The 13,695-nt window shown below is 67.2% G+C and carries 15 protein-coding genes; 5 read left to right on the top strand and 10 right to left on the bottom strand.

What is annotated here, in order from left to right; genetic code table 11:
* Position 1: 1 nt before the first annotated feature.
* Positions 2-799, bottom strand: a complete 798-nt coding sequence (locus FZ033_RS21655; protein WP_149578140.1) for an ABC transporter ATP-binding protein — start codon at positions 797-799, stop codon at positions 2-4.
* Between the two features lie 3 nt (positions 800-802).
* Complete coding sequence (locus tag FZ033_RS21650) at positions 803-1,663, bottom strand: ABC transporter permease (RefSeq protein WP_149578139.1); 861 nt, start codon at positions 1,661-1,663, stop codon at positions 803-805.
* 345 nt (positions 1,664-2,008) lie between these two features.
* Between FZ033_RS21650 and FZ033_RS21645 the strand changes: the two genes are divergently transcribed.
* A complete protein-coding gene (locus tag FZ033_RS21645) occupies positions 2,009-3,238 on the top strand; it encodes an acyl-CoA dehydrogenase family protein (RefSeq protein ID WP_210247932.1) in 1,230 nt (409 codons plus the stop codon).
* A gap of 76 nt (positions 3,239-3,314) precedes the next feature.
* Here FZ033_RS21645 and FZ033_RS21640 read toward each other — a convergent pair whose 3' ends face one another.
* The 3 genes from FZ033_RS21640 to FZ033_RS24175 all read right to left on the bottom strand — a co-directional run bounded on the left by FZ033_RS21640 (position 3,315) and on the right by FZ033_RS24175 (position 5,434).
* Positions 3,315-3,860, bottom strand: coding sequence for a sigma-70 family RNA polymerase sigma factor (locus FZ033_RS21640; RefSeq protein ID WP_149578137.1), 546 nt, complete (start codon positions 3,858-3,860; stop codon positions 3,315-3,317).
* Positions 3,861-4,004: 144 nt separating this feature from the next.
* Positions 4,005-4,691 (bottom strand): NrsF family protein, encoded by a 687-nt coding sequence (locus FZ033_RS21635; RefSeq protein WP_149578136.1) that lies wholly within the window; start codon positions 4,689-4,691, stop codon positions 4,005-4,007.
* A 152-nt stretch (positions 4,692-4,843) separates the two neighbouring features.
* A complete protein-coding gene (locus FZ033_RS24175; RefSeq protein WP_149578135.1) occupies positions 4,844-5,434 on the bottom strand; it encodes a CGNR zinc finger domain-containing protein in 591 nt (196 codons plus the stop codon).
* Between the two features lie 177 nt (positions 5,435-5,611).
* Here FZ033_RS24175 and FZ033_RS21625 point away from each other — a divergent pair, with 177 nt between their 5' ends.
* Both FZ033_RS21625 and FZ033_RS21620 read left to right on the top strand, forming a co-directional pair.
* Positions 5,612-6,541, top strand: a complete 930-nt coding sequence (locus FZ033_RS21625; RefSeq protein WP_149578134.1) for an alpha/beta fold hydrolase — start codon at positions 5,612-5,614, stop codon at positions 6,539-6,541.
* An 88-nt stretch (positions 6,542-6,629) separates the two neighbouring features.
* Positions 6,630-7,643 (top strand): alpha/beta fold hydrolase, encoded by a 1,014-nt coding sequence (locus FZ033_RS21620; protein WP_149578133.1) that lies wholly within the window; start codon positions 6,630-6,632, stop codon positions 7,641-7,643.
* A gap of 64 nt (positions 7,644-7,707) precedes the next feature.
* Here the strand turns inward: FZ033_RS21620 and FZ033_RS21615 are convergent, their stop codons facing one another.
* Positions 7,708-8,349, bottom strand: coding sequence for an NrsF family protein (locus FZ033_RS21615; RefSeq protein WP_149578132.1), 642 nt, complete (start codon positions 8,347-8,349; stop codon positions 7,708-7,710).
* Positions 8,346-8,903 (bottom strand): sigma-70 family RNA polymerase sigma factor, encoded by a 558-nt coding sequence (locus FZ033_RS21610; protein WP_149578131.1) that lies wholly within the window; start codon positions 8,901-8,903, stop codon positions 8,346-8,348. The genes FZ033_RS21615 and FZ033_RS21610 overlap by 4 nt, the downstream gene beginning before the upstream one ends.
* A gap of 264 nt (positions 8,904-9,167) precedes the next feature.
* Here FZ033_RS21610 and FZ033_RS21605 point away from each other — a divergent pair, with 264 nt between their 5' ends.
* The gene (locus FZ033_RS21605) at positions 9,168-9,446 is read left to right on the top strand and encodes a hypothetical protein (RefSeq protein ID WP_149578130.1); all 279 of its coding nucleotides are present in this window, start codon (positions 9,168-9,170) and stop codon (positions 9,444-9,446) included.
* Between the two features lie 124 nt (positions 9,447-9,570).
* Here FZ033_RS21605 and FZ033_RS21600 read toward each other — a convergent pair whose 3' ends face one another.
* The 3 genes from FZ033_RS21600 to FZ033_RS21590 are packed head-to-tail and all read right to left on the bottom strand — an operon-like array spanning position 9,571 to position 13,094.
* Entirely contained in the window at positions 9,571-11,583 is a 2,013-nt protein-coding gene (locus tag FZ033_RS21600; RefSeq protein ID WP_149578129.1) for a hypothetical protein, read from the bottom strand.
* Between the two features lie 38 nt (positions 11,584-11,621).
* The gene (locus FZ033_RS21595) at positions 11,622-12,413 is read right to left on the bottom strand and encodes a molybdopterin-dependent oxidoreductase (RefSeq protein WP_149578128.1); all 792 of its coding nucleotides are present in this window, start codon (positions 12,411-12,413) and stop codon (positions 11,622-11,624) included.
* Between the two features lie 12 nt (positions 12,414-12,425).
* Entirely contained in the window at positions 12,426-13,094 is a 669-nt protein-coding gene (locus tag FZ033_RS21590) for a cytochrome b/b6 domain-containing protein (protein WP_149578127.1), read from the bottom strand.
* A 119-nt stretch (positions 13,095-13,213) separates the two neighbouring features.
* Here FZ033_RS21590 and FZ033_RS21585 point away from each other — a divergent pair, with 119 nt between their 5' ends.
* Positions 13,214-13,678, top strand: a complete 465-nt coding sequence (locus FZ033_RS21585; RefSeq protein ID WP_188079624.1) for a PRC-barrel domain-containing protein — start codon at positions 13,214-13,216, stop codon at positions 13,676-13,678.
* The last annotated feature ends 17 nt before the right edge of the window (positions 13,679-13,695 follow it).

Genomic DNA, 13,695 nt, shown 5'->3' with positions numbered 1-13,695 from the left:
ATCAGACTGCGCGGGGGCCCGCGCTCGGATGCGGGGCCTGCTCGCGGCCGAGCGGATCCACGCCCAGCTCGGCATAGAGGCGGGACCTGAGGCGAGCGCCGGCCGCAATTGTGCTGTCGCGGGCCTCGCCGACGATGACGTCGAGGGTCAGCCGGCGTTCGCGCAGCACGAGGACGCGGTCGGCGAGGCGGACGGCCTCGTCCACGTCGTGGGTGACGAGGAGCGTGCCGGGGTGATGGCGTCCGCACAGGCGCCGCACCAGGTCCTGCATCTTGAGGCGCGTCAGCGCATCGAGGGCGGCGAACGGCTCGTCGAGCAGCAGCAGGGCCGGCTCCAGGACCAGCGCGCGGGCGAGGGCCACGCGTTGCGCCTCGCCGCCGGAGAGGGTTACCGGCCAGGCATCGGCATGGGCGGCAAGGCCCACCTCGGCAAGGGCGTCGAGAGCGACCTGCCGGTGCTGGCGGCGGCGCGGTATGCCCATGAGCACGTTGCGCCACACCGGCTGGGAGGGCACCAGACGCGGCTCCTGGAACACCGCCGCCCGCGGCGTCGCCACCTCGCCCGCGCCGGCGTCGAGGGTGTCGAGGCCGAGAAGGATGCGCAGCAGGGTCGTCTTGCCGGAGCCCGAGGCGCCGAGCAGGGCCACGAATTCGCCGCGGCGGATGGACAGGTCCACGTTCTCGAACAACAGGCGCCCGCCGAAGCCTTTGGTGGCGCCGCTTATGACGACTGCGTCCTCGCGGTGCACAGAGGTTGGCGCGAGGGGTGAAGTGAGGGGCGTGACGACGGCCTGGTTCATGGCTCAGCGCGCCTTCTCGAGGATGGTGCGGTGCCAGGGCAAAAGGCGGTCCTGCGCGGTGCGGATCAGGAAATCCACGAACAGCCCCAGCACCGAATAGAGCAGCACCACGCCGAGGATGATGTCGGTGCGCAGCGAGGCGCGGGGATTGAGCGCGAGATAGCCGATGCCCGATGTGGCGTTCACCTGCTCGGCCGCCACCAGCGACAGCAGCGCCACGCCCATGGCATAGCGGATGCCCACCATGATGGACGGCAGCGCCAGCGGCGCGACGATCTGCGTCGCGATGGCCGAGCGGCTCATGCCGAACACCGTCGCCGCCTCGATGATCTTGGGGTCGACGTTGCGCACGCCGGAGAAGGTGTTGAGATAGACCGGAAATATGCAGGCGAGGGCGATGAGCAGGATCTTCGGCTCCTCGTCCACGCCGAACCAGATGACGAACAGCGGGATGACCGCCAGGAACGGCACCATCCGCAACATCTGCAGCAGGGCGTCATAGGCCCGCTCGCCGGCCCGCGAGAGCCCGGCGACCACGCCGAGCAGCAGCCCGAGGCCGCCGCCGAGGAGGAAGCCCAGGCCGGCGCGCTTGAAGGAGGCGACGAGGCTTTCCCACAGCACGCCCGAGGCCGTCAGTTCCACCAGCGTCTGCGCCACGGTGAGCGGGGATTCCAGCGTGCGCGGACCGACGAAGCCGAACGAGCACGCCCCCTGCCAGATCAGCAGCAGCACGATGGGCAGGAGCAGGCGCGAGGCATCGGCGCTCACCAGCCGGATCCGGCCTTCGCGCGGCTTGGGCGTGAGCTTCAGGGCGAGGCGTCCCGGTGCGGGATGTCGCGCGTCGGTGAAGGTTTCGACGGTCATGGGCTCTCACGTTGGGCGAGCGGCGGCTGGCGGAGTTCCACGTTCTCGACGAGCGCACGATCCGGGATCTGAAGCGCCGCGGCTTGATGCGATGCGCCCCGGAGCCTGCGCCCGCAGACGGGTGCCGAGGCACGGTGGCGCCCCTTTCGCCTTCGACGTTTCACGCCTTGAGTGCTCAAGCTGACGACCGTTTTGCCATTAATCAATAATATCGATAAAAATAATATATAAAAGGTGACCGATCTCGGCTAAATGACCATCTGCGCTCTCCGGCTTCCACCGTCACCGCGCATCCGGTGGCGCCGGCTGAGTGGGCCAACCACTTCGTCTGACATGGGAGAAACAATGATGGGCAAGATTGAACGGACACCGGACGCCTCCACCGCGACGCCGGCGGCGAGCATCGGCTCTCCTGAGCTGCAGGCCTTCATCGTGGCCGTGGCCAAGGGAACCGCGGCCCGCGATGCCGGCGAGCTGCCCACTCGCGAAGTGATCGACCGAGCCCGCGGCATTCGTCTCGGCGCCCTGCGCCTCGGACGGGAGGAGGGCGGGGGCGGCGCCTCGCTGCCGGATCTGTTCGCGCTGGTGATCGATCTCGCGCAGGCCGACCCGAACGTCCCCCACATCCTGCGCAATCACTTCGCCTTCGTGGAAACCGCGCTGCGTACCCGGCGCAATGTCAAATACAGCCGCTGGCTCGACCATGTGCGCGCCGGCCGCTTCGTCGGCCTGGGCGCCAGCGAACTCGGCATCCCCAACATCGGCAGCGGGCGGGGCGAGACACGGCTTGAGGAGCGCGACGGGCAATTCGTCCTCAATGGCACGAAATATTACAGCACGGGCAATTTCTATTCGGATTTCATCTTCGTGAACGCATCGACGCCCGATGGCCGGCCGGTCTCGGCGCTGGTGCCCACCGATGCGCCCGGTGTGAGCGTGGATGACGACTGGGACGGCATCGGCCAGCAGCGCACCGCGAGCGGCACCAGTGTGTTCAAGGATGTGGCGGTGGATCGGGACGCGGTGATCTTCACTGCTGAGGAAGACCTCAAGCTGCCGTACTTCGCCACATTCCAACAGCTCTATCTCACCGCCATCGTCGCCGGCATCGTCCGCAACGTGGTGGATGATGCCGCCGCGCTGGTGAAGCGGCGCGACCGCAATTTCTACCATGCCGTCGAGGCGCAACCGGCTGCCGATCCGCTCCTGCAGCAATCCATCGGCCGGCTGGCCAGCATCGCCTACGTCGCGGAGGCTGCGGTTCTGCGCGCTGCCGAAGCACTGGGCGCCGCATACCAGAGCGCAATCGACGGGGAGCCCGATGCGGATCTCTTCGAGGAAGCGGCCCTACGCGCCGCGAAGGCGAAGGTGGTGATCGACGACCTAGCCCTCGGCGCCGCGACGCAGCTGTTCGAGGTCGGCGGCGCCTCGGCGGCCCGTCAGCGCGAACGGCTCGACCGGCACTGGCGCAACATCCGCACCATCACCGCGCACAATCCGGTGTCCTACAAGGCCCGCGCCATTGGAAACCGCCTGCTGAATGGCGTCCCCCTGCCCAACGCCGCCTTCTTCTGAGGCCAGCGATGTCGTATCGCCGGAACAGGCTGTCCGAGCCGTGATCGCGTTCTCGCCGGAGCCGGCCAGGGTGCGATCATCGGCGGGAATTGCCCACCTTTGCCGACATGGCCTTGACCGCGCGGTGCAGGAGCACGCGGATCGCGATGGGGGACAGGCCCGAGCGCAGCGAGACTTCGGCCACCGACTGCCCTTCGATCTTCACCGTGCGCACGATGTCGCGGGAGCGTTGGGGCAGGCCGTCCAGGAGTCGCTCCAGGTCGAGCCGCGCGCTGGCAGGTGCCTCCTCGTCCGCTCCGGCGAGGTCCTCGATATCCTCCACCGGGCTCGACGCGCTCCGGCGCGCAGCCCGGAGATGGTCAATGAGCTTGTAGCGGGCGATGGCGAAGAACCAGGCCGCAAACGGCCGAAGCGGATCATAGGTGGCGCGGCGTTCGTGGATGGCGATCAGCGTGTCCTGAACCAGATCTTCCACTGACGCATCCCGGCCGAGTCGGCGCGCGAAATAGCTGCGGAGGGTCGCCGCCAAGGCCTTCAGGAGGGCGCGATAGGCTGCCTCGTCGCCCGCTTGGGCGGCGATCATCAGGGCGTCGAGTGGCGGGTTTGGCGCCGACACGTCCATCTCCGCTTCAGATCCGCGTACGACGAGACCCCTGCAGCCTCCGGGCCGCAGGAGATTGTCGCTTGGCCCAACGATCGAACTTATTCTAGATCGATCGCCCTAAAACACAAGCGGGCCATGGCCAATGAAAGGCGCGGTCGGGCCTTACCACCGCAGCAGGCGAGGCCCCAGAAGCGCACCGAGCACACCCGTGAGAGCAATGCCCGCGCCGTACCACAAGGTGACGAAGGGCAGCGCCGTCTCATCGCAGGCGATCGCGTAGATGGCGGCCGAAAGCGCACCAGCCGTCACGCCGACGGCGGCGCCCGCAAGGCGCAGCCGTGTGGGGGCCATCTGGCGCATGGCATACATGCCGGCGGCCAGGATGGGCAGCGCGAGCAGCATGATGAGGGCGGTGCAATGGTCCAGCGTGTGCCCGAGGAGGAGCGGCCGCATGGCGTCCCGCGGCGCGGTGGCGAGCTGGACGCTCGCGAGCAGGGCCATGGTGCCTGCAACGGCGATCCCCACCGCATAGCCGCGACCGGCCGCGGCGCCCGGCCGGCCCAGACGGTCGACAGCCATCACCATCAGCCCGGCCACCGCGAGGCCGAACGGGAAGATGAGCTTGATCCAGAACGACGCGGTGGCGAGGGCCGAGGCCATGTCCGGGCGCAAGCCGAGCAGCGCCAGCATGGCCGCCGCGGACACCGCGCTTCCGACGGCGAACGCCAGGGCGAGCGTGCGGCGCACGGATGGGACGGGTGTGGCCGAAAGATCCCCCGCGAGAGCGTCGATCAGCGCATCCGTCGAGATGCCCTGTTGCCCTCCAGCGAAGCGCACGCCGTCGCGCATCGTGAACCCGCCTTCCAGTTCAGACCCGCGGCTGATGAAGAACGCCCATCGATGAGTCCCTCAAGCCACGCACCAAAGCGAAAATCATGTCAAATCATCCATCCGGGGTGCGGCGAAAGCAAGGACCGGCCCGTCGAGATGCGCTGACAAAATCAGGAGCATTCCAGCTTCGCGGCGCGCATGCGGTGGCTGCGCACCTTGTGCCGGTTGCCGCAGGCGGACATGGAGCACCAGCGCCGGGTCCCGTTCCGCGCGGTGTCGTAGAAGATCAGGCTGCATTCCGGGTTGGCGCAGTGCCGCAGGCGCGTGCTCTCGTGCTGGGCCGCGAAGTCCGCGAAGTCCGTAGCGATGGCCGCCAGCGGGTCCATGTCGCCCGCCTCTTGCTGCTCCACCCGAAGTCCGCCGTCGCGCCAGGAGAGCCGTGGCGGCGTCGCGCCCGCTGCCAGATATTGATTGACCAGATCCAGGTCCGAGGCGGCGGGACGGCTGCCTGTCTGCAACGCGTCGAACAGGCGCGAGAGGGCTGCCCGTAAGGCATGCACTTCCGCCAGGTCGACGCCAGCCGTGCCTTTGCGTCCCGCCCCCGCCTTCAGGCCGGCAGCGGCGAGCCATCTCGCCCATCCCTCAGGTGTCGCCAGAAAATCCCCCAGAGCCACCGGCGCGGAGTTTGCGAAATCGATCCAGAGGCGGCTGCCCAGAAAGGGCATGCCATCCCGGAAATCGCTGTCCTGCGGTGTGGTCAAGGCCCGCGCCCTTCCTCAACAGGCGCCTCAAGGGTCGCCGTAACCGGGAAGATAGTTCGTCACAGGTTTGGCGCAAGGCCGGAGTGAGCGAGACTGAAACTATTAAAAATAATTTGACAGGTTACAAATGACGTGTAACTCGTTTCGCGGCATCAAGCCAGTTACGAAAGGTTCCCCATGTTGAATGCGTTTCTCCAGGCCGTCCGTCCCGCTGCGGCCGGGTCTCTACCGGTGGCCGAGGTGTCCTATCGCCGGGCGGCGATCGGCGGCCTCGACATCTTCTATCGGGATGCGGGACCGGCCGACGCGCCGGTGATCGTGCTGCTGCACGGCTTCCCGTCCTCCTCCCACATGTTCCGCGATCTCATTCCCGCGCTGGCCGACCGCTATCGCGTGATCGCGCCGGACTATCCGGGCTTCGGCTATTCCAGTGCGCCGGCGCCCGAGGATTTCGCCTACAGCTTCGATGCCCTCGCGGACGTGGTGGAGCAGCTGCTCGCCGACCTCGGCGTGCGCCGTTACGTGCTTTACATGCAGGACTTTGGCGGACCCGTGGGCTTCCGCATCGCTGCCCATCATCCGGAGCGGGTCATCGGCCTGATCGTGCAGAATGCGGTGGCGAACCTGGAAGGCTTCGCCACCAGCGCGGCAGGCGCCTTCGCGCCCTATTGGGCCGACCGCAATAGCGAGACGGAAAAGCCCGTCCGCGGCTTCCTCACCGCCGAGACCACGCGCTTCCAGTATGAGCATGGCTCTTCCGCCCGCGCGGATCGCGTCAGCCCGGATGCCTGGCAGCATGACCAGGCGCTGCTGGACCGCCCCGGCAACGACCGGATCCAGTTGGAGCTGCTCTACCGCTACCAGGACAATGTGGGCGCCTATCCGCAGTGGCAGGCCTATCTGCGCGCCTACCAGCCGAGCATCCTCGTGACCTGGGGTGACAACGACCCCTTCTTCACCGCTGCCGGCCGCGACCTGTTCAAGGCGCTGGTGCCGGCCACCGAGGTGCACTCCTACGACGCCGGCCATTTCGCGCTGGAGACCCACGGGCCGGAGATCGCCGGCGCCATCCGCGCCTTCCTCGCCCGCGTGGCGCCGGCGGCCTGACGCCGTTCGCAAACGCCCTCACACATCGCCTGCCGCCGCGCTCGCCGATCCCGGCGCGGCGGCCCCCTGCCTCTCGCGGAGTCTTCCGATGCCTTCCCTGTCCCGCACACTGCTCGCCATCGGGGCGACGGCGCTCTGTCTCGGCCTGCCGCTCCCTGCCGCCCGTTCCGCCCCACCGGCTGGCGCGCCGGGAGCGTCGCAGCCTGTTCTTTCGCCCACGATCCATTATCGGTCGAAGACCATCGACGGCATCGACGTCTTCTATCGCGAGGCGGGACCTGCTGACGCGCCGGTGCTCCTGCTGCTGCATGGCTTTCCCTCGTCCTCGCACATGTTCCGCAACCTCATCCCGTTGCTGGCGGACCGCTACCGGGTGATCGCGCCCGACTATCCCGGCTTCGGCCACAGCGCCGTACCGGACCGCACCCGCTTTTCCTATGGGTTCGCCGCCTATGCCGGACTCGTGGACCGGCTGATGGGTGCGCTCCACGCCAGTTCGTATGCCCTCTATGTGATGGATTACGGCGCTCCCGTCGGCTACCGGCTGGCCCTCATGCATCCCGAGCGGGTGACCGCGCTGGTGGTGCAGAACGGCAACGCCTACGAAGAGGGCCTCAGCCCCTTCTGGACGCCGCTGAAGGCCTATTGGGCGGACGGCTCGCATGCGAACCGCAATGCCCTGCGTGCGGGGCTGACGCGAGAGGCGACACGCGCACAATACGTCAACGGCGTCTCGGATGTTTCAAGGGTCGATCTCGATACCTGGCTGGTAGACCAGGCCCTCCTCGACCGGCCGGGGGTGGACGAGATCATGCTCGACCTATTCAAGGACTACGCGAGCAATGTGGCGCTCTACCCCGCCTTCCACGCCTACTTCCGCGACCGTCACCCACCCACCCTCATCGTGTGGGGCGCCAACGACGAGATCTTTCCCCCCGCCGGGGCGCAGGCCTATCTGAAAGACCTGCCCAAGGCGGAACTGCATCTGCTCGACAGTGGGCATTTCGCTCTGGAGGACAAGGGCTCCGAAATCGCGTCGCTGATGCGTGATTTTATCGCCCGCTCCCTGCCGGTGAAGGGAGACCGGCCGGCCGCACGCTGAGCCACCCGACAAGGGCCGCCTGCACTGGGTGTGAAGGCGGCCCTTTGAGTTCAGCTGAGCGACCTCACCAGCGCAGCAGCTTCGGCCCCATGGCCCAGCCGAACACGGTGACGAGGGCGATGCCGGTGGCGTACCACACGCCCACATAGACCGGCGTGTCGTTGAGGCAATAGCCGGCATAGGCGAGGGCGCCGATGCCGCCCGCTACCAGTCCCAGAAGCGCCCCGCAATAGGGCAGTTCTGTCGGCGCCGCCTCGCGCAGGACCAGGGTCAGCAGCACCAGCGGGATGGCTGAGAGCAGCGGGATGGCCACCACGCACAGCCGCCATTCGCGGAACATGACCACCTCGTACCACCGGGACGGAGACAGCGACGCGAGCTCAACGCCTGCCGCGAACCAGACCAGCCCCAAAGGCACCAGCACAAACAGCAGCGTGCCCGACCGGGTGTTGCCTGCGCGTGCGGCGCGGCGCAGCCCGTAGAACGCAATCGCGACCACGGTGGCGAGAAAGCCGATCTTCAGGAAGAAGCCCGGCGTGCGGATCGCCTCCACGATGTCGGGACGCAGGCCGAGGGTGAGCATGCACACCAGCGCTGCCGCCGCCAGCGATCCGAACACGGCAAGCGCCACGATGCGGTCTTGCCGGCGGGGATCCACGGCCTCGACGCGGGTCGAGAGGAAATCGATGAGGTCATCGGTATTCATGAGCGTGCCTCCGAAAGCACGGCGGAGAGCCGCTTCATGCCGCGATGTATTCCGATCTTCACCGCCGCATCGGACATGCCGATCCGCGCGGCCGCTTCCGAGATGCTGAGGCCCTCGATCTTCACGTATTCGATGGGAAGGCGGAAATGCCGCGGCAGTGTCGCCAGCGCCCGATGCAGCTCGCGCGATGTATCCACGGCGGAGAACCCGTCATGCTCGTCGGCGAGATCATCCAACTCGTCGATCTGGACGTGGCGCAGGGCCCGGGCATTGGCCCTGAGATAATCGATGAGCTTGTAGCGCGCGATGCCGTAGGTCCAGGCCAGCACCGGCGAAGAGCCGTCATAGGTGTGGCGCTTGGTGTGGAGCACGAGAAGCGTGTCCTGCACCAGGTCCTCGGCCTCGTCCATGCCCGCGCCGGAGCGGCGGAGCCTGTTGCGGAAATAGCTGCGCAGGCGGCCGGACACGTGGTGCAGCAGCGCCCGGTGCGCTGCGGCGTCGCCGGTCTGGCTCGCCCGCATCAGCGCCTCGAGATCAGGTTCAGGACTTGTCATGAAGTTCCCCCTCATGCGGACGTCTTCGCCCCGGGGCGGTGGTGTGTTACGTCGCGTCGGATCACGAGACTGCGAGCGCGTCGGCCGGAAGCATCAGATGAGAGGGAAGACTTCCCCGTGGCTCGTTTTATTCCCTTTTTCTGGACTTATTTCCCGAGGCTCTGGTCAAAAACAGTTGACTAGATGAAAAATGATCATCTGTAACCTGAGCGGCAATATTTGCGGAAACCTCCATGTCAACGCTTTGAACATGGAGATTACATCATGCGTAAGTCGATCCTTTCCCTCGCGATCCTCGCCGGGGCTCTTGCCTTCACTGCCGCTGCCCGAGCCGACGACAGCGTGACGGACGCCAACCGCGAGAGCATCCGCGTGGCGCGGGGCGTCACCGCCGTCCACGATGGCGGCGCCCAGCGCGCTCTCGGCTATGGCAACCAGGTGCACACCGGCGGGTTCGCCGGCGCTGAGCACGGAACGGCCGGCATCTCCGCCAACGATGCCTTCCTCTTCGAACTCGGCGATCGCGGTCTGGGCCACAACTGACCGCAGCCCGGCCGCAGCGGCAGGTCCGCTACGGCCGGGGCTTCCATTCGAGGCCGGATCTGCTCAGGTTGGCGAAACCTGAACAGATCCGGCTTTCTGTGCTGGATTGGTCTGATGCCGGGCGCTACGGCGGCGTGCCGGGCTGGCTCGCCACCGCGACATAGATGCGCCAGCGGCCCTCTTCCTCCTGCGCCAGACGGAAGAGGGGGCTTGCCGCGAAGGGATCGTTACGCCACGCCCCGTCCTGCGCCGTCACCACCGCCGCCCCACAACCGAAGCTGAGGCGCATCTGGGCGAGGTCGGCGGGCATTCCAGCTCCGTCGAAGACCCGTGCGAACAACTCTGCAGCTTCCGAGCGCTGCTGCGGTGTCAGCGGCGCGAAGGCGAGGGCCATTTCGGATCCCGCAAAGCAGGAACGCCGCCGCGCCAGAAGCGCCCAGGACAGGTTGATGGGCCAGGGCGTGAGCTGTTCCAACCGGCCCGGATTGCTGGCGATGCGTACCTCCGCCGCCACCTCGCGGCGCACGGCGGCCCACAGGGCCGGGTCACCTGCAAAAGTTCCGCCATCGATGCTGCGCATGCCGCGCAAATTGCCGGTCGCGAGCACCACGCTATCCGGCAGGCCGGCGGCAATGAGCAGCGCCGCCACTCCCATCGCAAGCCATCGCCGGCTTTGCACGACATCTGCGATGGCAGCGCCTGCGAAACCGGAAAGCACCAGCATTGCCGGTAACACAGCGCGCCAGCCGAGATCGTTGTTCTCGCCCGCCGTGCTCACGAGAAAAGCACTGATGGCCAGGGCGCCGAGGGTCAGGGTGCCGAGCGCGGACGCGAGGCGGTTCGTGCCGGGCTGCCTGCCGTGTCGCCCGCGAAGTGCCATGATGAGGCCGACGGATCCGGCGAAGGCGATGGCGGGAAATTCAATGGGCAGCAGGACCAGCCAATAGGCCGGGATGTCGAGGATTATCCGCAGCCCAGGCGGAACGGCGGGGCCGAGCACGGCAAACGGCTCGATCCGGATCGGTGGCCCGCCCCCGCGCGCCGCCGCGACGTGCAACTGCGCGAGCAGGATCGGCGCCACCAGCACGCCGGCGCCGAGGGCGACAGCCGCCACCAGCGCCAGGAAGCGCCCGCGCCCCTCGGAGGGACGGCGCGCGGCGAGCATCAGAACGGCAGCTCCGCCCGCCAGCGCGAAGGTGACGCCGCCCACCCACAGGGAGCTGTCGAACCCCGCCGCGACCAGGAACGCGAGCACCACCGCCGCTCCGGGGGAGGGCCGGTCGCGCATCTGCGCCAGCAGCCAGACGGCGAGCACAACGCATGAGGCAGACGCCACATGGTGCGGGCTCCAGCTCGCCTGATACAGCATGCCCGCGAGCCCCGTCGCCGGCTCGACGAGCTGGTCGATGCGCGCCGCGCCGAACAGGGACGCCAGGAGCGGCCTAAGGGAGCCGGAGGCCGCGGCTGCCAGTGCCAGCAGCGGTGCCATTGCGGAGGGGCGGAGCCGGAAGGCGATGCCGGCCACCAGCGCCAATGCAGCGAAGGCCGAGAGAAAGGTGACCGCGGCATCCGCCTCCCATCCCGTCACGCCGGTGAGGATGGCGAGTTGGGCCGCGCCGAAATGCCAGAGATAATAATAGGATATCACCCCTGGTGCGCCGCCGGCGCCGAACACCGGATTGCCCGGCGGCACCACCCCGTGGAGCGCGATCTCGTCGATGAGCGCGATCTTGGCGTGATCGTAGATGGGGGTCGCCAGCGCGATGGCGCTGTCCGCACCCACCTTGGGGAGGACGGCGGCTGCGGGAATGCAGGCGAGCAGCGCGGCGGCCGCCAAGGCGGGCAGGAGAAGGCGGGCTCCGGTGTGTGCTGTGGGACGCGTTTCCCGTTCCCGGCGCAGGAGTGGCGCGCTGACGCACACAAGAGCGGTGACCAGCAGGATCGTGCTTCGCGATAGTCCTATGACCGGGGCGAGGGCGAGGAGGGCCATGTTCTGCACCGCCCAGCCGAGTGCGGGTGCCAGCGCAATGGCCGGGACGCCGCGGATCATCACGGCGCGGGCGACGAGCCAGCCGGGGCCGCACCACAGCGCGAGCCCGGCGAGGATCGAAAACAGGATATGCGCGGTCGAGACCATCACCGGTCAGCCCCGAAGCCCGGCCCCATCGACGGCCCTCACAGGCCGGCGAACCAATTGAAGCCCTGCTTTTCCCAGAAGCCGAGCGGGTAGGTGTTGGTGACCTCGATGGCGCGGATCCATTTGGGATTCTTGTAGCCGAGCTTCACCGCCGTGCGCAGGCGCAGCGGGAAGCCGAAGGGATCGGTGATGGGTTCGCCGGCGTATTTGGTGGCAAGGATGGTCTGGGGATGGAGCGCCGAGGCCATGTCGATGCTTTCCATGTAGTCGTCGTTGCCGTAGAAGGCGATGTATTTCGCCGAGAGGTCGGCGCCGATACGGGTCAGGAAATCCTTCAGGTTCGGCCCGGACCACTGGCCGATATAATCCCAGCCCTCCACGCATATGTGGCGGATGATCTCCTCCTGCTCGGGCAGGGCGTAGATCTGGTCCAGTGTCCAGGGGCGCTTGTCCTTGATGAGGCCGGAGAGTTCCAGCTTCCAGGTGGAAACGTCCACCGGCTTCACCTCGTCGATCTCGTAATAGGCGTTGAAGCGCGGCGGCTTCACCACGAGGTCGGGGGAATAGGTGGGAGCGAGCTTGTGCGGGTTGAACAGGGCCGCCTGCACGCCGTCGTTGAAGTCCGAGACGGTCTTCAGCACGTTCTGCACCGCGCCGCGATCGGAGATGTCGCAGCCGGCGAGCAGCGAGAGGGCGCCGAGGCTGAAGGTGCCGCGCAGCACTTTGCGGCGATCGATGGCCTCGACCAGCTTGCGGTTCTCGACGAGCAGGCTCTTGTCCGGCGAGATGACCGGGGGACGCCGCGCGGCGAAGGGATTGCGGAATGCCATTTTCGCCTCCGGTCAATGGGGAGTGGTGGGCGCGGGGGCGCCCTCGGGATGCGGATCTTCGGCGGGCACGGCCGGCCCGCCGGTGAGCATGGCGAGAATGGTGCGCGGCACGAGCAGCGCCAGCGCCACATGCACCACCATGAACCCCACGATGGCAGCCATGCCCAGGAAATGGGCGAGCCGCGCTCCCTGGAAGCCGCCGAACGGGCTGACGAGAAAGGAAAATTGCACCGGTTTCCAGATCGCGAGCCCGGTCGTCACTTGCAGGATGATGATCCCGATGACGCCCACGTAGAGCACCTTCTGCACCGCATTATAGTGCGTCAGGTCCGCGTGCTTCAGGCGGAAGGTCAGCGCCGCCACCATCTCGGCCACCACCTCGCGGGGGCGGATGGGGAAGAACAAGCGGGCGAAGCGCCCGGTGGCGACCCCGTAGGCGAGATAGAACAGGCCGTTGAAGACCAGGATCCACATGCCGAAGAAGTGCCACTGCAGGGCGTGCTGCGCCCAGATGCCGAGCACGATCTCCTGCGGGAAGTGCAGGAAACCGAAGATCACTTCGTCATTGTAGATCTTCCAGCCGCTGCCGATCATGATGACCATGGATAGGGCATTGGTCCAGTGCATGATCCGGATTGGAATCGGATGCATGCGTCTTGTGTGAGATGAGATTGATTTCATGGTCGCCTCCAATTATAATTTATGTATTTATTTTCGATATTTTCGCATTTCATGATTTTACTATTGTAGTTTTGATGTATTGTGGCGTCGAAAGTTGGCGTGTTCGGAGGATCAGAGTCATGCGTGCGGCCCCCTTGCTCTTCGCTCTTGCCCTCGTCGGCGCGGCGCCCGTCTCTTCCGCCATCGCGGGCGGGCCGCCCCACGCCAACACCCAGGCCGGCCCGGCGGACGACAACCTCACCCCCGCCGAGCGCATGGCCGAGCGCTTCCCCCAGAAGGTCCGCGTTGGCGACCTCGTCGGGCTGCCGCTGCTTGATTTCGATGACCGCACGCTGGGCTATGTGCGCGAGGTGGCGCGCACGCCCGAGGGCGGCATCGTGCTGGTGGTGCCCGTGGGCGGCTGGTTCGGCCACGGCGGCCGTCCGGTGGCGGTGCCCATCGAGACCGTGGCCATTCTCGGCCGCCAGATCGCCCTGCTCGACATTCCCCGTGCCGAGTTGCCCCAGCGCGCCAGCTGGGCGGCGCAGGACGGCGCGCCCATCGCCGGCGACGAGAGCATCCGGATTGCCATCACCCGCAGGTGAAGCCGGCGTGGGCAGGG

It is taken from the genome of Xanthobacter oligotrophicus (assembly GCF_008364685.1).
Taxonomy (GTDB): Bacteria; Pseudomonadota; Alphaproteobacteria; order Rhizobiales; family Xanthobacteraceae; genus Xanthobacter; species Xanthobacter oligotrophicus.
The sequence above is the reverse complement of the archived record's forward strand: the minus strand, read 5'-3'. Positions and strand labels throughout refer to the sequence as shown.

What these genes read in the sequence shown, in the direction of transcription:
- FZ033_RS21655 (WP_149578140.1), bottom strand. Translation starts at nt 799, where the DNA reads ATGAACCAGGCCGTCGTCACGCCCCTCACTTCACCCCTCGCGCCAACC.
- FZ033_RS21650 (WP_149578139.1), bottom strand. Translation starts at nt 1,663, where the DNA reads ATGACCGTCGAAACCTTCACCGACGCGCGACATCCCGCACCGGGACGC.
- FZ033_RS21645 (WP_210247932.1), top strand. Translation starts at nt 2,009, where the DNA reads ATGATGGGCAAGATTGAACGGACACCGGACGCCTCCACCGCGACGCCG.
- FZ033_RS21640 (WP_149578137.1), bottom strand. Translation starts at nt 3,860, where the DNA reads ATGGACGTGTCGGCGCCAAACCCGCCACTCGACGCCCTGATGATCGCC.
- FZ033_RS21635 (WP_149578136.1), bottom strand. Translation starts at nt 4,691, where the DNA reads ATGCGCGACGGCGTGCGCTTCGCTGGAGGGCAACAGGGCATCTCGACG.
- FZ033_RS21625 (WP_149578134.1), top strand. Translation starts at nt 5,612, where the DNA reads ATGTTGAATGCGTTTCTCCAGGCCGTCCGTCCCGCTGCGGCCGGGTCT.
- FZ033_RS21620 (WP_149578133.1), top strand. Translation starts at nt 6,630, where the DNA reads ATGCCTTCCCTGTCCCGCACACTGCTCGCCATCGGGGCGACGGCGCTC.
- FZ033_RS21615 (WP_149578132.1), bottom strand. Translation starts at nt 8,349, where the DNA reads ATGAATACCGATGACCTCATCGATTTCCTCTCGACCCGCGTCGAGGCC.
- FZ033_RS21610 (WP_149578131.1), bottom strand. Translation starts at nt 8,903, where the DNA reads ATGACAAGTCCTGAACCTGATCTCGAGGCGCTGATGCGGGCGAGCCAG.
- FZ033_RS21605 (WP_149578130.1), top strand. Translation starts at nt 9,168, where the DNA reads ATGCGTAAGTCGATCCTTTCCCTCGCGATCCTCGCCGGGGCTCTTGCC.
- FZ033_RS21600 (WP_149578129.1), bottom strand. Translation starts at nt 11,583, where the DNA reads ATGGTCTCGACCGCGCATATCCTGTTTTCGATCCTCGCCGGGCTCGCG.
- FZ033_RS21595 (WP_149578128.1), bottom strand. Translation starts at nt 12,413, where the DNA reads ATGGCATTCCGCAATCCCTTCGCCGCGCGGCGTCCCCCGGTCATCTCG.
- FZ033_RS21590 (WP_149578127.1), bottom strand. Translation starts at nt 13,094, where the DNA reads ATGAAATCAATCTCATCTCACACAAGACGCATGCATCCGATTCCAATC.
- FZ033_RS21585 (WP_188079624.1), top strand. Translation starts at nt 13,214, where the DNA reads ATGCGTGCGGCCCCCTTGCTCTTCGCTCTTGCCCTCGTCGGCGCGGCG.